This is a genomic window from Agromyces albus, assembly GCF_030815405.1.
Classification (GTDB): domain Bacteria; phylum Actinomycetota; class Actinomycetes; order Actinomycetales; family Microbacteriaceae; genus Agromyces; species Agromyces albus_A.
The window spans coordinates 227,598-248,294 of sequence record NZ_JAUSWX010000001.1 but is presented as its reverse complement, the minus strand read 5'-3'; the positions used below and the strand labels follow the sequence as shown (position 1 = coordinate 248,294).

21 protein-coding genes and 1 tRNA gene are annotated in these 20,697 nt (G+C 70.8%); 11 read left to right on the top strand and 11 right to left on the bottom strand.

From position 1 onward, the window contains the following. Positions 1 to 72: 72 nt before the first annotated feature. The 5 genes from rplA to QFZ29_RS01070 form a co-directional block, all read right to left on the bottom strand. A complete protein-coding gene (gene rplA, locus QFZ29_RS01090) occupies positions 73 to 762 on the bottom strand; it encodes a 50S ribosomal protein L1 (RefSeq protein WP_306892395.1) in 690 nt (229 codons plus the stop codon). Positions 763 to 914: 152 nt separating this feature from the next. Next, positions 915 to 1,343 (bottom strand): 50S ribosomal protein L11, encoded by a 429-nt coding sequence (gene rplK / locus QFZ29_RS01085; protein ID WP_129522052.1) that lies wholly within the window; start codon positions 1,341 to 1,343, stop codon positions 915 to 917. Between the two features lie 142 nt (positions 1,344 to 1,485). Beyond that, positions 1,486 to 2,412 carry a transcription termination/antitermination protein NusG gene (gene nusG / locus QFZ29_RS01080; protein ID WP_129522053.1) on the bottom strand — a complete coding sequence of 309 codons (927 nt, stop codon included), beginning with the start codon at positions 2,410 to 2,412 and terminating at the stop codon, positions 1,486 to 1,488. 63 nt (positions 2,413 to 2,475) lie between these two features. Further along, positions 2,476 to 2,751 (bottom strand): preprotein translocase subunit SecE, encoded by a 276-nt coding sequence (gene secE / locus QFZ29_RS01075; RefSeq protein ID WP_306892394.1) that lies wholly within the window; start codon positions 2,749 to 2,751, stop codon positions 2,476 to 2,478. A 40-nt stretch (positions 2,752 to 2,791) separates the two neighbouring features. Then, a tRNA-Trp gene (locus tag QFZ29_RS01070) sits at positions 2,792 to 2,864 on the bottom strand. Positions 2,865 to 3,085: 221 nt separating this feature from the next. Between QFZ29_RS01070 and QFZ29_RS01065 the strand changes: the two genes are divergently transcribed. Both QFZ29_RS01065 and QFZ29_RS01060 read left to right on the top strand, forming a co-directional pair. After that, the gene (locus tag QFZ29_RS01065; protein ID WP_306892393.1) at positions 3,086 to 4,603 is read left to right on the top strand and encodes a deoxyguanosinetriphosphate triphosphohydrolase family protein; all 1,518 of its coding nucleotides are present in this window, start codon (positions 3,086 to 3,088) and stop codon (positions 4,601 to 4,603) included. A 27-nt stretch (positions 4,604 to 4,630) separates the two neighbouring features. Next, positions 4,631 to 5,887 carry a pyridoxal phosphate-dependent aminotransferase gene (locus QFZ29_RS01060; protein ID WP_306892392.1) on the top strand — a complete coding sequence of 419 codons (1,257 nt, stop codon included), beginning with the start codon at positions 4,631 to 4,633 and terminating at the stop codon, positions 5,885 to 5,887. A gap of 85 nt (positions 5,888 to 5,972) precedes the next feature. Here the strand turns inward: QFZ29_RS01060 and QFZ29_RS01055 are convergent, their stop codons facing one another. After that, positions 5,973 to 6,158 carry a CsbD family protein gene (locus QFZ29_RS01055; protein WP_306892391.1) on the bottom strand — a complete coding sequence of 62 codons (186 nt, stop codon included), beginning with the start codon at positions 6,156 to 6,158 and terminating at the stop codon, positions 5,973 to 5,975. A gap of 87 nt (positions 6,159 to 6,245) precedes the next feature. Further along, entirely contained in the window at positions 6,246 to 7,190 is a 945-nt protein-coding gene (locus QFZ29_RS01050) for a LysR family transcriptional regulator ArgP (RefSeq protein WP_306892390.1), read from the bottom strand. 30 nt (positions 7,191 to 7,220) lie between these two features. Between QFZ29_RS01050 and QFZ29_RS01045 the strand changes: the two genes are divergently transcribed. The 7 genes from QFZ29_RS01045 (at position 7,221) to QFZ29_RS01015 (ending at position 13,649) form a co-directional block, all read left to right on the top strand. Then, positions 7,221 to 8,000: a LysE/ArgO family amino acid transporter gene (locus QFZ29_RS01045; RefSeq protein WP_444876249.1), complete on the top strand. Its 780-nt coding sequence runs from the start codon at positions 7,221 to 7,223 to the stop codon at positions 7,998 to 8,000. Positions 8,001 to 8,155: 155 nt separating this feature from the next. Then, on the top strand, positions 8,156 to 8,554 hold the full coding sequence (locus QFZ29_RS01040; RefSeq protein WP_306892388.1) for a YciI family protein: 399 nt from the start codon (positions 8,156 to 8,158) through the stop codon (positions 8,552 to 8,554). Continuing rightward, positions 8,551 to 9,864 (top strand): RNA polymerase sigma factor, encoded by a 1,314-nt coding sequence (locus tag QFZ29_RS01035; RefSeq protein WP_306892387.1) that lies wholly within the window; start codon positions 8,551 to 8,553, stop codon positions 9,862 to 9,864. Before QFZ29_RS01040 ends, QFZ29_RS01035 begins: the two co-directional genes overlap by 4 nt. Before the next feature lie 83 nt (positions 9,865 to 9,947). Further along, the gene (locus QFZ29_RS01030) at positions 9,948 to 10,862 is read left to right on the top strand and encodes an ABC transporter ATP-binding protein (protein WP_306892386.1); all 915 of its coding nucleotides are present in this window, start codon (positions 9,948 to 9,950) and stop codon (positions 10,860 to 10,862) included. After that, positions 10,859 to 11,740, top strand: coding sequence for an ABC transporter permease (locus QFZ29_RS01025; protein WP_373426161.1), 882 nt, complete (start codon positions 10,859 to 10,861; stop codon positions 11,738 to 11,740). The genes QFZ29_RS01030 and QFZ29_RS01025 overlap by 4 nt, the downstream gene beginning before the upstream one ends. A 20-nt stretch (positions 11,741 to 11,760) precedes the next feature. Continuing rightward, positions 11,761 to 13,014, top strand: a complete 1,254-nt coding sequence (locus QFZ29_RS01020; protein ID WP_306892385.1) for a sensor histidine kinase — start codon at positions 11,761 to 11,763, stop codon at positions 13,012 to 13,014. Further along, entirely contained in the window at positions 13,011 to 13,649 is a 639-nt protein-coding gene (locus QFZ29_RS01015; protein WP_306892384.1) for a response regulator, read from the top strand. The genes QFZ29_RS01020 and QFZ29_RS01015 overlap by 4 nt, the downstream gene beginning before the upstream one ends. 4 nt (positions 13,650 to 13,653) lie before the next feature. Here the strand turns inward: QFZ29_RS01015 and QFZ29_RS01010 are convergent, their stop codons facing one another. Both QFZ29_RS01010 and QFZ29_RS01005 read right to left on the bottom strand, forming a co-directional pair. Further along, the gene (locus QFZ29_RS01010; protein ID WP_306892383.1) at positions 13,654 to 14,301 is read right to left on the bottom strand and encodes a response regulator; all 648 of its coding nucleotides are present in this window, start codon (positions 14,299 to 14,301) and stop codon (positions 13,654 to 13,656) included. Continuing rightward, positions 14,298 to 16,259, bottom strand: coding sequence for a sensor histidine kinase (locus QFZ29_RS01005; protein ID WP_306892382.1), 1,962 nt, complete (start codon positions 16,257 to 16,259; stop codon positions 14,298 to 14,300). Before QFZ29_RS01005 ends, QFZ29_RS01010 begins: the two co-directional genes overlap by 4 nt. Before the next feature lie 111 nt (positions 16,260 to 16,370). On the opposite strand from QFZ29_RS01005, the gene QFZ29_RS01000 reads away from it, so the two are divergent. Then, positions 16,371 to 17,105, top strand: coding sequence for a hypothetical protein (locus QFZ29_RS01000; RefSeq protein ID WP_306892381.1), 735 nt, complete (start codon positions 16,371 to 16,373; stop codon positions 17,103 to 17,105). Between the two features lie 111 nt (positions 17,106 to 17,216). Beyond that, complete coding sequence (locus QFZ29_RS00995) at positions 17,217 to 18,872, top strand: bifunctional phosphatase PAP2/diacylglycerol kinase family protein (RefSeq protein ID WP_306892380.1); 1,656 nt, start codon at positions 17,217 to 17,219, stop codon at positions 18,870 to 18,872. Here QFZ29_RS00995 and QFZ29_RS00990 read toward each other — a convergent pair. Beyond that, on the bottom strand, positions 18,838 to 19,518 hold the full coding sequence (locus QFZ29_RS00990; RefSeq protein WP_373426160.1) for a LuxR C-terminal-related transcriptional regulator: 681 nt from the start codon (positions 19,516 to 19,518) through the stop codon (positions 18,838 to 18,840). The two genes, QFZ29_RS00995 and QFZ29_RS00990, sit on opposite strands and share 35 nt — an antisense overlap. After that, on the bottom strand, positions 19,511 to 20,686 hold the full coding sequence (locus QFZ29_RS00985) for an ATP-binding protein (protein WP_306896555.1): 1,176 nt from the start codon (positions 20,684 to 20,686) through the stop codon (positions 19,511 to 19,513). Before QFZ29_RS00985 ends, QFZ29_RS00990 begins: the two co-directional genes overlap by 8 nt. Positions 20,687 to 20,697: the final 11 nt, after the last annotated feature.

The window sequence follows — 20,697 nt, the reverse complement described above, 5'->3', positions numbered from 1 at the left end:
CGGCACTCGCCACGCAGCATGACGAAGGGCCCGCCGGCGAACCGGCGAGCCCTTCGTGCGTCTGCGAGGAGACTAGATGGCGTTGACGTCGAGCGGGATGCCCGGGCCGAACGTGGTCGACACGGCGCCCTTCTGGATGTAGCGGCCCTTGGAACTCGACGGCTTGAGACGCACGACCTCTTCGAGGGCGGTGTTCAGGTTGTCGTTGAGCTGCTCCTCGGTGAACGAGGCCTTGCCCACGACGAAGTGCACGTTGGAGTGCTTGTCGACGCGGAACTCGATCTTTCCGCCCTTGATGTCGGAGACGGCCTTCGCGACGTCGGGCGTCACGGTGCCGGTCTTCGGGTTGGGCATGAGGCCACGGGGGCCGAGCACCTTGCCGAGTCGGCCGACCTGGCCCATGAGCTCGGGGGTCGAGACCGCCGAGTCGAACGAGGTGTAGCCGCCGGCGACCTTCTCGATGAGCTCGGCGCCGCCGACCTCGTCGGCGCCCGCCGCGATCGCAGCCTCGGCCGCGGGGCCGGTCGCGAACACGATGACGCGGGCGGTCTTGCCGGTGCCGTGCGGGAGGATGACGGTGCCGCGCACCATCTGGTCTGCCTTGCGGGGGTCGACGCCGAGCTTCAGCGCGACCTCGACGGTCGAGTCGAACCTCGCCGAGCCGGTCTGCTTCACGAGCGTGACGGCCTCGTTCGGGGCGTAGAACTTGCCCGCCTCGAGCTTCTCGGCCGCGGCCCGGTAGGCCTTGGACTTCTGTGCCATGTTGTTTCTCCTTGAGAGAGTGTGGTCATCTGCGCCTGGCTGGCGCTGCCACGGATTACTGAGTTCTGGTGAACGGATGCCGCGTGGCATCCGCTTGGTGGTTTCGATACGCGTCGGGCTTCGCCGGGCGCTGCTCAACCACCGGAGGAGGCCTATTCGACCGTGATGCCCATCGAACGAGCGGTGCCCGCGATGATCTTCGACGCTGCGTCGAGGTCGTTCGCGTTGAGGTCGACCATCTTCGCCTCGGCGATCTCGCGCACCTGGGCCTGCGTGAGCTGGCCCACCTTGTTGGTGTGCGGGACACCCGAGCCCTTGGCGACGCCGGCGGCCTTCTTGATGAGCTCCGCAGCGGGCGGGGTCTTCAGGATGAACGTGAACGAGCGGTCGTCGTAGACGGTGATCTCAACGGGGATGACGTTGCCGCGCTGGGCTTCGGTCGCCGCGTTGTAGGCCTTGCAGAACTCCATGATGTTCACGCCGTGCTGACCCAGGGCCGGGCCGATGGGCGGGGCCGGGTTCGCGGCGCCGGCCTTGATCTGAAGCTTGATCAGACCGGTTGCCTTCTTCTTCGGTGCCATTGTTTCCTTCTTTCTGTTCGAACGCCCCGGTTGCCGGGGCACTCTCCCGCAGGCCCGGCGGTTCCGGGATGCGGTGATCTGTGCCTGACACAGCACAACCCTCCGATGATACCGGAGGGTGGCTGCGCGCTGTCTGGAAAGGTTAGAGCTTCGTGACCTGGTCGAAGCTCAGCTCGACCGGGGTCTCGCGCTCGAAGAGCGAGACGAGCACGATGAGCTTGCCGCTCTCGGGCTTGATCTCGCTGATCGTGCCGGGCAGGCCCGCGAACGAGCCGTCCTTGATCGTGATGGTCTCGCCGATCTCGAAGTCGACCTCGGCGGGGATCGCGCGGGTCGCACCGGCGCCGCCGGTGGCCTTCGCGCCCTTGACGGGAGCGACCTCCTTGATCTCGACGAGGCTCTTCAGCATGCCGAAGGCCTCTTCGAAGCGGAGGGGGGTCGGGTTGTGCGCGTTGCCGACGAAGCCGGTGACGCCGGGAGTGTGGCGGATGACCGACCAGCTCTCCTCGTTGAGGTCCATGCGCACGAGCACGTAGCCGGGAATGCGCACGCGGGTGACCATCTTGCGCTGGCCGTTCTTGATCTCGACGACATCTTCCATCGGAACTTCGACCTGGTAGATGTAATCGGCCATGGCCATCGACTCGCGTCGCTGCTCGATGTTCGCCTTCACGCGGCGCTCGAAGCCGGCGTAGGAGTGGATGACGTACCACTTGCCCGGGAGGAACCGGAGCTCGGCGCGGAACTCCGCGTACGGGTCGACCGCTTCCTCGTCTTCCTCGATCACGGCCGCCTCGGCCGCCACGGCCTCGTCGACGGAGTCGATCTCGAGGGCGTCGTCGATGACGGCGTCAGCCTCGGGATCGGTCGATTCGGCCATCGCGTCGAGCACGGCGTCGAGGTCGATGTCGTTGCCCTCGTCATCGACGATGTGGACGGCGCGGTGCTCTGCAGCCTCGACCGACTCCTCGTCGTGCTCGAGCGTGTTGCCCTCTTGGGCCTCGTCGTCTTCGGCCGACTGCTCAGCAGCCGTGGCCCAGTCGACGTCGTCGCGCTCAGTCTTTGCCACTTCTCTCAATCCTTTTCTTCCGTCCGCCTGCGGCGCATCGGATCCTTCGAGCCGAGCGGCCGATCAGGCTCCCGACGTTCCGAAGACGTACAGCACCAGCCATCCGAACAGCTGGTCGAGCCCCCAGACGATCGCCATCATGATGACGACGAACACCAGCACCACTGCGGTGAAGCTGAGGAGCTCCTTGCGGGTGGGGGTGACGACCTTCTTCAGTTCGGCGATGACCTGTCGAATGAACAGGGCCAACCTGGAAAAGGGGTTCCGACGCGCTGCGCGATCGCGCTTCGCGTTGGCAACGACGTCCTCACTGGGTTCGTCGATTACTTTCCGGGCCACCTCGTACACCTTTCGTGGGCCGGCGTTCGCTGCCGGCTCGCAGGGCGGACAGGACTCGAACCTGCAACCTGCGGTTTTGGAGACCGCTGCTCTACCAATTGAGCCACCGCCCTATGGAACCACCGTTTGACCGAGGGTTACCACCGGGTGTCTGGACAGCACAAGCTTCACGACGATATCTAGGGAATCCATGCCGAAAATAGGCGCAGAAAAGCTTGGCTGACTTCAACAACCTCAGCAAGTGTATGCGACCTCGAAGGCAGAGTAAAGCTGAGCGGATGCCGCCACGCGGGCTCCCGGCATCCGCGTCTCGTAGCGGGCATAGATTGGGCGTATGCCCATGGACCGCGCCTCACGCCAGGTGCCAGAGCCGCGCAGCAGCGCCGAGGTCACGGGCGAGCACTCGCAGTTCCGGCTCGACCTCGAGCGCATCAGGTTCTCCCCGTATTTCTCGCGGCTGTCGGCCGTCACCCAGGTGATCGCGCAACCGGGCGCGGGCCCGCTCATCCACAACCGCCTCACCCATTCGATCAAGGTCACCGCGGTCGCACGGGCGATCGCCGTGAAGCTGACGGATGCCGCGTCGCCGACCCGAGCGTTCGCGCTCGAGCACGGCTGCGACGCCGTGGTGGTGCAGGCCGCGGCGAGCGCCCACGACCTCGGGCATCCGCCGTTCGGCCATCTCGGCGAGCGCGTGCTCGACCGACTCGCGCGCGAGAGCCTCGGGCTCGCCGACGGGTTCGAGGGCAACGCGCAGACCTACCGGATCGTCACGGCGCTCGACGTCAGCGAGGCCGCTCCGCGCGGGCTCAATCTCACCGCAGCGGTGCGCACAGCGGTCGCGAAGTACCCGTGGACTCGATACCTCACTGGCGATGCCGTGGGCGACGGCCCCCTGCCGCGCGGGCTGCGGCGCACGGAGAGCGGCCTCGAGGTGCTGAAGTTCTCGGCCTACGGCATCGACGCCGTCGACCTGCGTCAGGCGCGCCGCGGTCACCCGCCCACGCAGCAGTCGATCGAGTGCTCGATCATGGACATCGCCGACGACATCGCGTACTCGATCCACGACGTCGATGACTTCTACCGCGCCGGCCTGCTCAGCGAGGGCGCCGTCGCACGCGAGTTCCGGGGCTGGCTCAGGTCGGGCGCGCAGCTGCGCGACCTCGACGACGAGGCGCTCGCGGCGCGCAGCTCCCCGCCCGGCAGCGCCCTCGAGGGACTCCGGCGAAAGCTCCGCCGCAGCGATCCGTGGATCAGTGACGACGACGCGTTCGCCGACGCGGTCGGGGTCGTCGCCGAAGACCTCGTCGATGGCCTCCTCGCGATCTCCTTCGACGGCTCGATCGCGTCGGAGCGCGCACTCTCGTCGTTCACGAACCGCTGGATCAGCCACCTGCAGTCCTCGGTCGTGCCGGCGCCGCAGGATGAGGCCCGTACCGGGCTCGTCACCCTCGACCGTCCTGCGTGGCACGAGGTGGAGATCCTGAAGTTCGTGCACCGGCACTTCATCCTCGACCGCTCCGACATCGTCCTGTACCAGCGTGGTCTCAGCCGCGTGCTCACTCGCGCCGTGAAGGGCCTCACCGCGTGGGTGCACGACGAGCACGACCGCGACCGGGTTCCGCAACGTCTGAAGGAGCTCGTCGAGATCGCGACCACGGGCTATGCGCAACTCCGTGAGGAGCGCCCCGACGGCATCCCGCTCCCGGAGGCCGCCGAGTTGCAGTCCCTGGGTGTGGGCCGCGGGGTGATCGACTACGTCGCCTCGCTCTCCGACGACCAGGCGCTCGCGGTCTCAGAGGCCATCGACGGGCGCCCCGACCGGCTCTGGGACATCGGACAGAACCTCTGAGGAGGCGGGCGAGAACCGTCGAAGTGGATGCCCCACGCGGCATCCGCTCGCCGTAGGCTGGTCGTCGTGACCGAACACGCGCGCCTCTCAGCCCGAATCGCCGCCATCGCCGAGTCCGCGACCCTCAAGGTCGATGCGAAGGCGAAGGCCCTCCAGGCAGAGGGGCGGCCGGTCATCTCGTACGCGGCCGGCGAACCCGACTTCGCGACGCCCGAGTACATCGTCGAGGCGGCGCTCGCGGCCACGCGCGACCCCAAGAACTATCGATACACGCCCGCAGCCGGGCTGCCCGAGCTGCGCGAGGCGGTCGCCGCGAAGACGCTGCGCGACTCCGGCCTCGAGGTCGGCGCCGGCCAGGTGGTCGTCACGAACGGCGGCAAGCAGGCCGTCTACCAGGCCTTCCAGGTGCTGCTCGACGACGGCGACGAAGTGCTCGTGCCGACGCCGTACTGGACCACCTACCCCGAGGCGATCAAGCTCGCAGGCGGCCGCCAGGTCGACGTGTTCGCGGGCGCCGACCAGGGCTACCTCGTCACCGTCGAACAGCTCGAGGCGGCCCGTACCGACCGCACGAAGGTGCTGCTCTTCGTCTCGCCGTCGAACCCGACGGGCGCCGTCTACGCGCCCGAGCAGGTGAAGGCGATCGGCGAATGGGCGCTCGAGCACGGCATCTGGGTCGTCTCCGACGAGATCTACCAGAACCTGACCTACGCCGACGAGCCCGACGGGGCGCCGCCGCGCGCGGTGTCGATCGTCGAGGCGGTGCCGGGCCTCGCCGACCAGACGATCCTCGTCAACGGCGTCGCGAAGACGTATGCGATGACCGGCTGGCGCCTCGGCTGGATGGTCGGCCCCGCCGACGTCATCAAGGGCGCGGCCAACCTGCAGTCGCACTTGTCATCGAACGTGTCGAACATCTCGCAGCGCGCCGCGATCGCAGCGTTGACGGGGCCTCAGGATGCCGTCGAGGAGATGCGCCGCGCGTTCGACCGCCGTCGCCGCACGATCGTCGCCGAGCTCTCGAAGATCGAGGGCATCAGCGTGCCGGTTCCGCAGGGCGCGTTCTACGTCTACCCCGACGTGTCGGGGCTCCTCGGCCGCTCGTGGGGTGGCGCCACGCCGACCACCTCACTCGAGCTCGCCGACCTCATGCTCGAGCAGGCGGATGTCGCGGCGGTGCCCGGTGAGGCGTTCGGGCCGAGCGGCTACCTGCGCTTCAGCTACGCGCTCGGCGACGCGCCGCTGCTCGAGGGCATCGAGCGCCTGCAGCGCCTCTTCGCCTGACGAGGCAACACTCGACGCGGAACGGCCGCGACCACCCCGTGGGAGGTTGCGGCCGTTCACTCGTCGGAAGTGGCGCCGGCGACGGTTACTTGTCGAATGCGTCCTTGGCGGCGTCCTCGACGTCTTCGCCGGCGTTCTTCACATCAGCCTTGGCCTGCTGGGCCTTGCCTTCGACGATCTTGCCCTCGTCGTCGGTCATCTTGCCCATGGCTTCCTTGGCCTTGCCGCCGACCTTCTCGGCAGCGTTCTCCATGCGGTCGCCTGCGCTCATGGCTGCTCCTTTCAGAGTCACAGCGGTGTGCTGCACTCTCCAGTGAACGCCGAGGATCGCGAGAGCGGGAGGGGGTTGCCCGCGCCGTCATGAATTGCTAGGGCTGGGCGCACCGCTGGTGCCGTCTGGACGCACCGATTGCACGGGTCGCAGGCTGCGTTGTGCCTCGTCGACGAGCTCGGCCGCAATCGCATCGAGCAGTGGTGATCGCAGGTTCCACTGCTGCCAGTACAGGGCGACGTCGATCGGATCGCCACCGACGCGCACGAGGTCGCCGACGGCGAGTTCCGTCTCGGACTGGAAGCCCGGCAGCATCCCCCAGCCGAGTCCGAGCTTCACCGCAGTGGCGAAGTCGTTCGACGCGGGCACGAAGTGGCGCGGCGGCACCTCGGGGTCGACGCCCATCGCGCGCAGATGGTCGCGCTGCAGGTCGTCGCGGCGATCGAAGTCGACGAGCGGCGATGCCGCGAGGGCCGCCTCGGTCGCACCATCGGGGAGCCACCGCGCCATGAAGGCAGGCGTCGCCACGGCCTCGTAGCGCATGACGCCGAGCGGGCGCACGAGGCATCCGGCCACCGGCACCGATTGGGAGGTGACCGCACCCATGACGGCGCCCGACTCGAGCAGCCCGGCCGTGAAGTCCTGGTCGTCGCGGTGCAGGTCGAAGACCACCGGATGCCGCTGCATCGCCCGTGCGAGCGCCGGGAGGAACCACGTGCCGAGCGAGTCGGCGTTCACGGCGAGCGCAATCGTGACGGGGCCGGTGGACTCGGGGGCGAGCCCGAAGTCCGCGAGCGTGTCGTGCTCGAGCAGGGCGAGCTGGCGGGCGAGTCGTACGACGGCGGCCCCCGCGTCGGTGGCGCGCACAGGCTTCGCCCGCACGACGAGCACTCGCCCGAGCTGCTGCTCGAGCGCCTTGATGCGCTGCGAAACCGCCGACGGCGTGAGCCGCAACCGGCGCGCGGCCGCGTCGAAGGTGCCCTCGTCGATGACGACAGCGAGGGTGCGAGCGAGGTCGAGTGGAATCTCCATCTGTAGCAATGCTAATGCCACTGAAGAATCATGAGCTGGATTGATCTGCTATGCCCGCCTAACGTCGAAGTCGTGCATCTCTCCTCCGCCCTTGCCGGGCTCGGCCTCGGCCTCTCGCTCATCATCGCCATCGGCGCGCAGAACCTGTTCGTGCTGCGCCAGGGCATCCGCCGCGAGCACGTGTTCGCGGTCGCCGCGATCTGCGCGCTGAGCGACCTCACGCTCGTCGTCGTCGGCGTCTCGGGCGTCGGCGCGGTGCTCACGGCGGTGCCGTGGCTCGTCGACGTGATCCGGTGGGCGGGTGCGGCCTTCCTCGTCGGGTACGGGGTGCTCGCCGCGCGGCGCGCGCTGCGTCCGAGCGGCGAGGCGCTCGTCGCCGAGGCGACGTCGGCCGACACGGCGGTCGAGCCGGTGACGGATGCCGCGAGCGAGGCGGCCCGGGACAGCCGCCCGCCCGCGGCATCCGTGACCGTCGCGACCGCACCGCCCACTGTGGTCGCAACGTCGGAAGTGTCGCGCACGACCCTTCGGGCGGCCGTGCTCACGTGCCTCGCGCTCACGTGGCTGAACCCGCACGTGTACCTCGACACGGTGTTCCTGCTCGGATCGGTCGCGAACACGCACGACGACGGCCGCTGGGCCTTCGCGGTCGGCGCCGGCATCGCGAGCATCATCTGGTTCTTCGGCCTCGCGTACGGCGCGCGGCTGCTCGGCGGCGTGCTCGGTTCCCCGCGGGCGTGGCGAGTGCTCGACGGCTTGATCGCCGTGGTCATGGTCGCGCTCGGCGTGCTGCTCGTGCTTCCGCACTGATCGCGCCACATTGCGACCAATCGGGCGGGCGAAGCGCTCGCGATGACGGGAATCGACGCGCTCGAAGACGCCGAGGCACGCAGTGTCGGCGAGAAGTGTCGAATCATGCTTCCCCCGTTCGTCGTGAGTGCATACCGTGTGAACTGGAGGACACCATGGAATACCTGATGCTCGTCATGTCGAACCCCGCCGATGGGGAGCCCTTCGTGCCCGAAGACGACAACATCGGCGACTGGGTCGACGAGGTCGAGGCGCGTGGCGCGCGGATTCGCGGCGAGCGGCTGAGACCGCCCGCCGATGCCACGACCGTGCGGCGGCGGGCCGGCGAGGTGCTCGTGACCGACGGCCCCTTCGCCGAGTCGAAGGAGTGGATCGCCGGCTACGACATCATCGAGTGCGAGAGCCTCGACGAGGCGATCGAGATCGCGTCGAAGCATCCGATGGCCCGGTTCGGCCACATCGAATTGCGACCCGCGTGGCCGATCGACGCGCATGAGTCGCCGCGGGAACGCTACGAGCGCGAGCTGCTCGAGGAGACGACGGCGGCCGGATGACGGCAGCCGCGACAACCGTCGGCGACGCCGTCACCCGCGCCTACCACGAGGAGTGGGCGCGGGTGACGGCGACCCTCATTCGCCAGACGGGCGACTGGACCCTCGCCGAGGAATGCGCGGCCGACGCCTTCGCACGCGCCGTCGAGCGATGGCCCGACGAGGGCGTGCCGCGGAATCCCGGCGCGTGGCTCACGACGGTCGCGAAGAATCTCGCGATCGACCGGTTGCGGCGACGGGCGAACGAAGCGACGAAGGCGCGGGAGGCGGCCGAGATGCACGAGGTGGAGCGGGGCGGGAGCGTCGGGCGACGCGCCGGCGCGCGGTTGCCGGCGATGCCGGACTCGCCCGCACTCCCGGGGTTCGACGACGCCGACGAGCCGGCCGACGGGGTCGACGACCGCCTGCGGCTCGTGTTCACGTGCTGCCACCCGGCACTCGCGCTCGACGCGCGCGTCGCCCTCACGCTCCGAACCCTCGGCGGGCTGACGACCGAGGAGATCGCGCGGGCGTTCCTCGTGCCAGAGGCCACCATGGCGCAGCGGCTCGTGCGTGCGAAGCGCCGCATCCGCAACGCGGGCATCCCCTACCGGGTGCCGGATGCCGCGGCGCTGCCCGAGCGGCTCGGCGGCGTGCTCGCCGTGCTCTACCTCGTGTTCAATGCGGGCTATTCGGCGCCCGGCGGCGACGCCGCGCGAGGCCGGGCGCCCGCCGACGAGGCGATCCGGCTCGCGCGACTCGTCGTGCAGCTGCTTCCCGATGAGGGCGAGGCGAGCGCGCTGCTCGCCCTCCTCCTCCTGCAGGACTCGCGGCGCGACGCGCGAGTGGACGACGCCGGCGAGCTCGTGCTCCTCGAAGACCAGGACCGGAGCCGTTGGGATCGATCCGAGATCGTGGAGGGTCTCGCCCTGCTCGACGGCGCCGGCAGCCGCGGGCCGTACCGGCTCCAGGCCGAGATCGCGGCGTGCCACGCCACGGCGGAATCGCCTGCCGCCACCGACTTCGAGCGCATCGCGTCCTGCTATGACGAGCTCGCGGCGCTCACCGCCTCACCCGTCGTGGAGCTCAACCGGGCGCTCGCGCACGGCTTCGCGGGCCGCGCGCAAGCGGGGCTCGACGAGCTCGACCGGCTCGAGGCATCCGGCGCCCTCGATCGCTATCACCTGCTGCCCGCAGCGCAAGCCGAGCTGCTCGTGCGGCTCGGACGAACGGATGCCGCAGCCGCGCGCCTGCACGAATCGCTCGCGCTCGCCCCGACCGAGGCCGAGCAGCGGCAGTTGCGGCGCCGGCTCGCCGAGGTCGCCGCGCTCTGACGGCGGCATCCACCGATCGGTGGATGCACGAATCGACCGCACGGGGGCTGTCGCCGCGCCCGCCGCAGGAGCAGGCTCGGAGCATGGACATCACAGCGCCCGCAACGGGCACGACCGCAACGGATGCTGCGATCCGCATCCGCGGGCTTCGCAAGGTGTACGGCGGGGTCGCCGCCGTCGACGGGATCGACCTCGACATCGCCCGCGGCGAGACCTTCGCCCTGCTCGGACCCAACGGTGCCGGCAAGTCGACGACCGTCGAGATCCTCGAGGGCTATCGTCTGCGCACCGCCGGCGAGGTGAGCGTGCTCGGCCTCGACCCGGCCCATGGCGACCTCGACTGGAAGGCGCGGCTCGGCATCGTGCTGCAATCGGCGACTGAATCGGGCGTCTACACGGTGCGCGAGCAGCTCACTCATTTCGGGAAGTTCTTCGCCGACCCGCGCGACGTCGATGAGGTGATCGCGGCCGTCGGACTGGAGGAGAAGGCCGGCATCCGCATCTCCAAGCTCTCGGGCGGCCAACGCCGCCGCGTCGACGTGGCACTCGGCATCATCGGCCGCCCCGAGCTGCTCTTCCTCGACGAGCCGACGACGGGCTTCGACCCCGAGGCACGGCGCGAGTTCTGGAAGCTCATCCGGGGCCTCAAGGCGGAGGGCACGACGATCCTCCTCACCACGCACTACCTCGACGAGGCCGCCCGGCTCGGCGACCGTGCGGGCGTGATCCTCGGCGGACGACTCGTCGACGTGGGGAAGGTGGGCGAGCTCGGCGGGGCCGACGCGCGCGTACCGATCGTGCGCTGGCGGGATCGCTCGGGGGTGACGCGTGAGGAGCGCACCGAGGCACCGGCCGAGCTCGTGGCATCCGTCGCCCGTGAACTCGGCGGCGAGCCGGAGGGGCTCGAGGTCATCAGGCCGAGCCTCGAGGACATCTACCTGCAGCTGGTGCGCGCGGCGGAAGCCGAGACGCGCGACGACGAGGAGGCGCTCGCATGAGCGAGACGACGACCACCACGACCGGCGCCGCCCACGCGGCACACGGAAGCCACGGGCGCGCGACCCGGCCCGGCATGCTGCGGATCGGCGCCTCGCGAATCGGGTACGAGATCAAGGGCTACTTCCGGTCGCCGGATGCCGTGTTCTTCACCTTCCTCTTCCCGATCATCATGCTCGGCATCTTCACCGCGGCGTTCAGCGCAGCAGGCGACATCCAGACCGGACCGGGCGCCGAGGGGATCTCGGTGGGCGCCTACTACCTGCCGGGCATGCTCGCCGCGGGCATGCTGCTCTCGGGCGTGCAGAACCTCGCCGTCGACATCGCCACCGAGAAGGGCGACGGCACCCTGAAACGCCTCGGCGGCACGCCGCTCTCGCCGGTCTCGTACTTCCTCGGCAAGATCGGCCAGGTGTTCGTGACCGCGGTGCTGCAGGCGGGCCTGTTGCTGCTCGTCTCGGCGACCCTGTTCGGCATCGCGCTGCCGACCACCACGGACGCGTGGCTCACGTTCGCGTGGGTCTTCGTGCTCGGCGTCGCGACGTCGGCGCTGCTCGGCATCGCGCTGTCGGCGCTCCCGCGCTCGGGCAAGAGCGCGACGGCGGTCGTCATCCCGATCGTGCTCGTGCTGCAGTTCATCTCGGGCGTCTACCTTCGCTTCAACATCCTGCCCGAATGGATGCAGAACCTCGCGAGCATCTTCCCCCTCAAATGGATGGCGCAGGGCATGCGAGCGGCGTTCCTGCCCGACGACTTCAAGGTGCTCGAACAGAACCAGGAATGGGATCTCGGCTGGGTCGCGATCGCACTCGTCGCCTGGCTCGTCATCGGTCTCGTCATCAGCCGGCTGACGTTCCGGTGGATCCGACGCGACGCCTAGTCGCGTGCGAAGGTAGCAGCATGCGCAGGCTCAGATGGTGGGATCTCGCGGCGGTGGCCGTCACGGCCGTCACCGCGCTGATCAACCTTCGCCAGCCGCCCTACGGGCCTGAGGAGTGGGGCACGTGGATCGTCCTGGGGGCGTTCCTCGTGTTCTACGCCGCGTACGCGCGCTGGTTCATCCCCGGCTCGGGGCCGGGCGCCCCGATGGGCCACTTCATCGTGATCGCCATGGTGTTCGCGGCGATCATCGGTTTCGGATGCGCGTTCGAACCCGCGTTCGCCATCATGCAGACCTTCATCTACCCGTTCCTGTGGTTCACCGCGCCGAGCACCCGCAGCGCGATCGCCTCGAACCTCCTCATCGCGTTCGCGCTCGCCGTCGGGTACGCCCTGCTCGACGGGCCCGGGGATATCTTGAGCGGTGTGCCGACTGCGCTGTTCTCGGTGGGCTTCAGCATCGCACTCGGGCTCTGGATCACCCGCATCGCCGAGTATGGCGACGAGCGCGGTCGGCTGCTCGATGAGCTCCAGACGGCACAGGGGCAGCTCGCCGTGATGCACCGCGACTCGGGAGTCCTCGAGGAGCGCGGGCGGCTCGCCCGTGAGATCCACGACACGATCGCGCAGAGCCTGACCGGGCTCGTGATGGTCGCGCAGCGGGCGGGCAACCGGCTCGAGCCGATCGAGGGCGTGGCGGCGGCATCCGCTCGCGGCGACGTGGAGCTCATCGAGCAGATGGCCCGCGAGGCGCTCACCGAGGCGCGCGGACTCGTCGCGTCGCTCACGCCCGTCGAGTCCGAGGCCGGGCTCGCCGATGCGCTGCGCCGGCTGGCGACGAGCTTCGAACGCGAGACGGGAGTGCGGGTCTCGGTGACGGCCGACGCCGACGCGCTCGATCGCGAGCTCGAGGTCGTGCTGCTGCGGTGCGCGCAAGAGGGGCTCGCGAACGTGCGCAAGCACGCCCACGCCGGGCACGCGACGATCGAGATCACGGCGGGGCCTGCCGAGGTGGTGCTCGTCGTGCGCGATGACGGCGTCGGGCCGGCAGGCGCGGTGCCCGGAGAGGGCGGATTCGGGCTCGCCGGCATGCGCGATCGCGTCGCGCTCGTCGGCGGCGAGTTCGCGTTCGGCCCGGGCGAGTCGGGCGGCACGGTCTTGCGCGTGGTCGTGCCCCGAACGGATGCCGCCGCGCCGACCGCGACGCCGCCGACACCCGCGCTGCCGTCACCCACGTCGACAGCGACACCGGCCACCGAGGAGAACCCCGCATGACCGAGCCCATCCGCGTCGTCGTCGCCGACGACCACCCCATCGTGCGCGCCGGCATCGTGGGACTGCTCGAGACCGCGCCGGGCATCGAGGTGGTCGGCGAGGCCGCCGACGGCGTGGAGGCGGTCGCCCTCGCCGAGGCCGAGCGCCCCGACCTCGTGCTCATGGACCTGCGCATGCCGGGCGTCGACGGCGCGAGCGCGACGGCGAGCATCGTCGCGGCCGGCACCGGCACGCGAGTGCTCGTGCTCACGACGTACGAGACCGACGACCACATCCTCGCCGCGATCGAGGCGGGCGCGGGCGGCTACCTCCTGAAGGCGGCGCCGCAAGCGGAGATCCTCGAGGGCATCCGTGCGGTCGCTGCGGGTGAGACGGTGCTCGCCCCGTCGATCGCCGCGAAGCTCGTCTCGCGAGTGCGGGCGGCTGCGGCATCCGTCGACCTGCCCGCCCTCTCGCCACGTGAGCTCGAGGTGCTCGCCCTCGTCGCCGCCGGCCGCTCGAACCCCGAGATCGCCCGCGAGCTCTACATCGGCGAGGCGACCGTGAAGACCCACCTGCTGCACGCGTTCGAGAAGCTCGAGGTGAACGACCGCACTCGCGCGGTGACGCGGGCGATGGAGCTCGGGCTGCTCTGAGTGCTCAGGGTGCGCCGAGTCCCGCGTCGCGGGCCTGGGCCACCGCCTCGGCGCGGCCGGCCACCTGAAGCTTGGTGAAGACGTTGCTCACGTGGTTGCGCACGGTCTTGCTCGAGAGCACCAATCGCTGCGCGATCGCCGCGTTCGTGAGGCCGCGTGCCACGAGGTCGAGGATCTCCCGCTCGCGCTCGGTCAGGCTCGGGAAGGGCGACAGTGCCGATCGGGCCGGTCCGGCGGCGAAGAACGAGAGCACCCGCGACGCGATGCCCGCGCTGAAGACGACCTCGCCGTGGGCCACCGCCTCGAGCGCCCGGCGGATCTCGGCCCGGTCGGCGCCCTTCAGCAGGTAGCCGCGCGCGCCGGCGCGCATCGCCGCGAAGACGGAATCGTCGCCGTCGAGCATCGTCAGCACGAGCACGGCCGTGGCCGGCCGCTCCGCGACGATCTGGCGCGTCGCCTCGATGCCGTTCAGCTCGGGCATGTGCAGGTCCATGACGACGACGTCGGGCGCAAGCTCTTTCGCCGCGCGCACGGCGGCGACACCGTCGGCGGCATCGCCGATCACCTCGATCTCGGGCATGGCGGCGATCGCGGTGACCAGGCCGTCGCGGTACAGCGGATGGTCGTCGACCACGAGAACTCGAAGGCTCATCGGGGCTCCTCCTCCAAAATCAGGGGCAGCAGGACCGACACGACGGTGCCCGTGCCGTCGGCGGGTGCGCCGACGACGCACCGCCCGTTCAGTTCCTCGGCGCGGGCGCGCATCGACGCCAGCCCGACCCCGACCCGGCCATCCGCATCGATGCCACGGCCGTCGTCGGCCACCTCGACGCTCAGCCACGGGCCGTCGCGCTTCGCCGTGACGCGCACCGTGGCGGCGCCGGAGTGCCGCACGGCGTTCGCAAGCGCCTCCGAGACGATCCGGTAGGCGGCGAGGTCGACCGCGGCGGGCAGCTCGCCGACGTCGGACAGGTCGACCTCGACCTGGAGGTCGCGACCGGCGAAGCGGGTCGCCAGCTCCCGGACGGCACCGGCGAGCCCGAGCTCGTCGAGCGTCGGCGGCCGCAGCTCGTGCACGATCGCCCGAACCTCGGCGACCGCGCCGTTGAGGCGCGGCACGAGGCGGTCGAGGATCTCGGTGGCGGCGGCCGGATCTTCGGCGACCAGGTCCCTCGCGGTCTCCGCCTGCAGCGCCAAGGCGGCGATGGAGGGCCCGACGCCGTCGTGGAGGTCCCAGCGGAGCCGCCGCCGCTCCTCCTCGCGCGCCGCGACGACGAGTTGCCTCGAGCGTCGAGCCTCACGGGTGAGGAGCACGGAGTGCACCGCGACGGCGGCCTGCCGAGCGAGGAGGTCGAGCCTGCCCGCCTCTCTGCGGGAGCGGGGTCGGTGCGCGAGCTCGAGGGTTCCCACCTCCGCCCCTCCGTACCGCAGCGGGACCTGGTCGAGGTCTTCCGGCCTCATGCCGTGCTCGACGACGCCACCGTCGGCCAGGCGGATCGCGGTGTACGGCGACTGCAGCAGACCGGAGATTCGCGCCACGACCTGGGGCAGCAGCCGGTCGGCGACGTCAGCGGGGTCGGACGTGGCCTCCAACTGCTCGCCGAGTCGTGCGAGGGCCGTGCTGGGATCGTCGGGCTCGCCGTGCACGAGCCGGTTCGTCCAGCGCTGGAGCCAGGAGTGCAGGGGCAGCAGCACGAGCGCCACCACGGCCGTCGCGACGACCGGCGCTCCCGTCGAAGCGCCCAGCACGGCGACGATCGTGGCGTAGACGGCGATGACCACCGCGGAGAGGATGGTATAGCGGAGGCCGACGGACACGACGAGGTCCACGTCCCAGAGTCGGTGTCGCAAGGCGGCGACGCCGCACGCTGCGGGAACCGGGATCGCCGCGAGCGCCGCGACCACTTCACCCGCCGGTTGCGGCACGAGGAAGCCGAGCGCGAAGATCACGACGGTCGCAGCGCCGCCGACGAGGAGCCACTTCAACTGCTGCCGCCGCTCCCCCGTCGACTCGCGCCAGCGCGCGGCGACGGAGGCGAGCGCGAGCCCCACCGCGAGCAGGGTCAACGCGCTGACCACACCGAACACCACGGGAGACGCCGCGGCGGCGACGCCCACCGGATTCCCGAGGTCCCGCACCACGAGGGGAACGTCCTGAAGGTCGTACGGCGTCAACGCCCAGCTCGACGCTTGCGCCGCGAGCGCGACGATGGAGAGCACGAGAGCAGGCCGCCATCTCGATGACGGGAGGAATCCGTCGGGGAGCAGCAGCGGAAGCAGGGCTGCCGACGCGATGTACGAGGGCGCCCACAGCCAGGAGCCGAGCCAGAGCGCGAGCCAGTCGAGCGGCCCCTCACCGAGGAGCGCGTACTCCCGGAACAGCAGCGCCAGGCCCTGCCCGAGCCCGATCGCGCTGAGCAGCAGGGGAATCCGCCGAACCTGCGAGCGCGTGGAGACGACCGCCCCGGTGATGCCGAAGGCGAACGCCCCGAGGGCGGAGAGGAGCCAGAACGACGGCTCGACGCCGCGGTCGGCGGCGGCATTGACCGCGTGCAGCGCGGCGCCCACCAGCCCGGACCCGACCGCCAGCACTCCCATGATGTAACCCACGCCGCCATCCTCCCGCAGAGGGCGTCCCGCTGTCATGGGACGCGATGTCCCGATGCACGTCGTGACCTGGGGCTCATGCGCCGCGGACCGGCTCCGCACGAGAGTGTCGGCATGACGACGACACCTTCCACCACCACGACCACTTCACACCTCTCCGGCGCAGCTGCAGCATCCGGCTCCGCGGCTCGGGATGAACGACGGATGCTGCTCTGCGGAGTGCTCGTCGGACTGACCTACCTGATCGGGGTCGTGTTCACGTTCGTCTTCTTCGCGACGAGCCATCCGGCGATCGATGCCACGCCCGTCGAGGCAGCCGTCGGATTCCGGGACGCCGGCACCATGGTCGCGGTCGGGACGTTCCTCATGATGCTGCCCCTCCCGTTCGCGCTGCTGTTTCTCGGCGGTCTCGACGCGATCCTTCGCCGCGTGGGAGACGGACCGCTGATTCCCGCCGCCATGTCGGCCGGGGTGCTCAGCTTCCTGATCCCGGCAATCGGCGCGCTCGTCTCGGCGGTGACGCCGGCGATCGGCGCGGCCGACACGAGCGCGGCCGCCGGCGCGGTCGTCAAGGCGCTCGACGGCGTGATGCCGCTATCGGTGGCGCTCAGCGGCTTCCCACGTGCCGTGCTGCTCATCGCCGTCGCGGTGCTGCTGGCACGCGCGGGCCTCGCCGGCCGCGTGCTGAGGATCTCGGGCTACGTCATCGCGTGGCTCGGCATCCTCGGCACCGCGACGTTCATCGTGCAGGCGTTCTTCCCGCTCGCGAGCCTCTCGGCACTGCTGTTCGTCGCGTGGATGACCTCCCTCGCCGTGGCGCTCCGACGGAATTCCGGGCGCACGTCATAATCCGGACTGGTGAGCGTCTCTCAGATGAGATGGGCCCCCTCATCCGGGGATCCATTGCGGGCAGAGCCGCGGAGGCTGGAAGATCTCAGTAATTCGCCGAATCTTCGGCGGATGCGCAACCCCGTCGACCTCGACTGCCGAGCCGCCTACGCTGGCGTCGTGGCCATCACGAGCCTCAGAGTCGCCGTACGACGCACGCGCATCCTGCCGCACTGGCTTCGCCGGGCGGATGCCGCAGTGGGGCGTGCGATCAACCGCCGGCACGCGCATCCCGCGATCGACCGATTCTGGGGCCAGGTCTCGGGATTCGCCGACAAGGGCGTGCTGTGGTGGACCCTCGCCGGGGTGCTCGCCGTAACGAGACGCCGGCGCACCGCGGCCCGCGGCCTGCTCTCGCTGCTCGTGGCGAGCGCGCTCACGAACGTCATCGCCAAGAAGGTGTTCGGCGGCGACCGGCCCCTCCTCGCCGACGTGCCGATCGGGCGGCACCTGCCGAAGCCGCCCATCACGCCGTCGTTCCCGTCGGGGCACTCCGCGAGCGGTGCGGCCTTCGCCACCGGCGTCGCCCTCGAGAGCCCGCGGCTCGGCGCGGTCATCGCACCCGTCGCGGTCGGCGTCGGCTATTCACGGCTGCACACCGGCGCGCACTGGATGTCCGACGTGGTCGGCGGTCTCGCCCTCGGAGCAGCCGTCGCGGGCGCCGGCGCACTCCTCGTGACGCCGAAGCCCGGAGTGGCTCCCGGCCCGCCGCCGACCGGAGCGGATCGACCGTTGCCGGCCGCGCCCGAGGGCGAGGGCGTGTTCGTCATCGTGAACCGCTCATCGGGCACGAGCGTCATGCGCTTCGACCCCACCGCGGTGCTCGTCGAACGACTCCCGCGCGCCGAACTGCACGAGTTGCACGACGAGACCGCCGCGGAGGCCGTGCACCGCGCCCTAGCACGCCCCGATCCCCCGCGCATCCTCGGGGTGTGCGGCGGCGACGGGTCGGTCGCGGCCGTCGCCCATGAGGCGCGCGCGGCCGGACTGCCGCTGTTCGTCGTACCGGGCGGCACGTTCAACCACTTCGCGCGCACGGCGGGTGCGGCATCCGTGGAACTCGCCGTCGATGCCCTGCAGCGAGGTGAGGGCGTGCGAGCGGATGTCGCAGAGCTCGCCTTCGGCCACGAACCCCCCATCACGGTGCTGAACACGGCCTCGGTGGGCGTCTACCCCGACTTCGTCGCCGAGCGCGAACGCCTCGAGAGACGCCTCGGAAGATGGCCCGCGGCGCTCGTCTCCGCGATTCGGGTGCTCACGAGATCGGAGCCCGTGACGATCGTGATGAACGGCCGCCGCGCGCGCGTGTGGACGCTCTTCGTCGGCGTCGGCGCCAACGACCCCGGCACTCCGGCTCCCCTGCAACGGAGGCAGCTCGACGGCGGCGTGCTCGACGTGCGCATGCTGCACGCCGGCTCGCGCGCCCGGGCCGCCGCCTCGCTCGCGTTCGGCCGGCGCACGAGCGCGATGCTGCGACAGCTGCGACTGCTGCCCGAGCGCATCGAGTCGTTCCGGACCGATTCGCTCGAGGTCATCGTGCGCCCCCGTCACGGGCAGCCGCCCGGATTCGCGCACGACGGCGAGGTCTCGCTCGAGGCGACCGAAGAGGCATCCGCTGAGCTCGCCGTGCCGGGCTACCGCACGACGCTGCGGATCGTGCCCGCGGCCCTCGACGTCTACCGCCCGGCGTCGGCTACAGCAACCGCCGGGCGCTCGCCCACGCCGTGAGCTCGTGCCGCGAGGAGAGCTGCAGCTTGCGCAACACGGCGGACACGTGCGACTCCACGGTCTTCGTCGAGATGAAGAGCTCTGCGGCGACCTCCTTGTAGGAGTAGCCGCGGGCGATGAGGCGCATGACCTCCTGTTCGCGCGCGGAGAGCCGGTCGAGCTCGTCGCTCGCCGATGCCGTCTCGCCGACCGCGGCGCCGAACGCGTCGAGCACGAAGCCGGCGAGCTTCGGCGAGAACACCGCGTCGCCTCCGGCGACCGCGTGCACGGCACGGCTGACGTCGCCGCCTGACGAGCCCTTCGTGATGTAGCCGCGAGCACCGGCACGGATGACGCCGACGACGTCTTCGGCCTTGTCGGAGACGCTCAACGCGAGGAAGCGGGTGCCGGGCACGGCCGGCGCAGCGCGACGGATCACCTCGGAGCCGCCCGATGCGCCGGCGGGCACGGACACCCCGGGCAGGTGCACGTCGAGGAGTACGACGTCGGGCGCGGCATCCGTCACCGCCAGTACCGCCGACTCGACGTCGTGCGCCTCGCCCACGACAAGGATCGCTGGATCGAGATCGGCCTTCAGGCCCGAGCGGAAGATCGAGTGGTCGTCGACGATGACGACCCGCACGCGCGTCTCGGCCGGGTCATCCACGTGCCACCTCCACTCGCTCATCGGGGAACCGCAACCGTACCTCGGTGCCGACTCCGCCTGCGCCGCCACGCACGCTCGCGGAGCCGCCGGCGCGGCGCATCCGGCCGATGATCGACTCGCGCACGCCGAGCCGGTCGCCCGGCACCTCGGCGAGCGCGAAGCCCGCCCCTCGGTCGCGCACGAACACCTCCACCGCCTCGGGGGTCGACTCGACGTACACCGACACCTCGCCGCCCGCGTGCCTGGCCGCGTTGAGCATCGCCTCGCGGGCGGCCGCCGCGAGGTCGCCGCTCGCTCCCTCGCGGGACTCACCCACGACGACGACGTCGACGGTCACGGGATAGTCGATCTCGAGCGCGGCGGCGAAGTCACGCAAGTCGGTGCCGAGATCGCTCTCGCCGGTCGTGTCACCGGCGTAGAGCCAATCGCGCAGCTCCCGCTCCTGCGCCCGCGCGATGCGCGCGACCTCGCTCGTGGCGCCGGCGCGGTTCTGGATCAGCGCGAGTGTCTGCAGCACCGAGTCGTGCAGGTGCGCGGCGATCTCGCTGCGCTGCTCCTGGCGGATGCGTCGCGTGCGCTCCTCGGTGAGGTCGCGCCACTGGGCGATGAGGGTCGGCGCGAACACGAGCGCGATGCCGAGCACGGCGAGCAGCGCCGCACCGAACGTCGGCACGCGCCCCCAGCCCGACCCTGGGCTGAAGACGAGCTGGAGCGCCGTGACGCCGAGCAGCACCGTCGCCGAGAGACGGATCGCGAGTTCGGTGCGTGGGCCGCGATCGGGATCGGGCCGGTCGACGAACGTGGCCCAGGCGCCCGCCGCCACGGCGAGCGCGATGCCCGCGATCGCCGGGCCGAACCACCACGTCGGCGTCGCGGCGTCGGCGAAGCGCCACTTGGTGTCGGCGACCCACACGCTCACGAGGCAGAGGGCGGATGCCGCGACGAGCAGCCACGCGACCGGCGCGCGCCGCACGGGTCGTGCCCGCTCTGCGTCGCCGGCCGGCGCCCACGGCGTGAGCGCCCAGAGCCAGCAGTAGAGGAGCAGGCCGGCGCCGCCCGCGAACGAGAGCACCACGAATGCCGCGCGCACGATCGCGACCGGCCAGCCGAGGTGTTCCGCCAGCCCGGCCGCGACCCCGGTGGCCACGCACGACCGCGGCCGCGTCATGCGGGGCACGG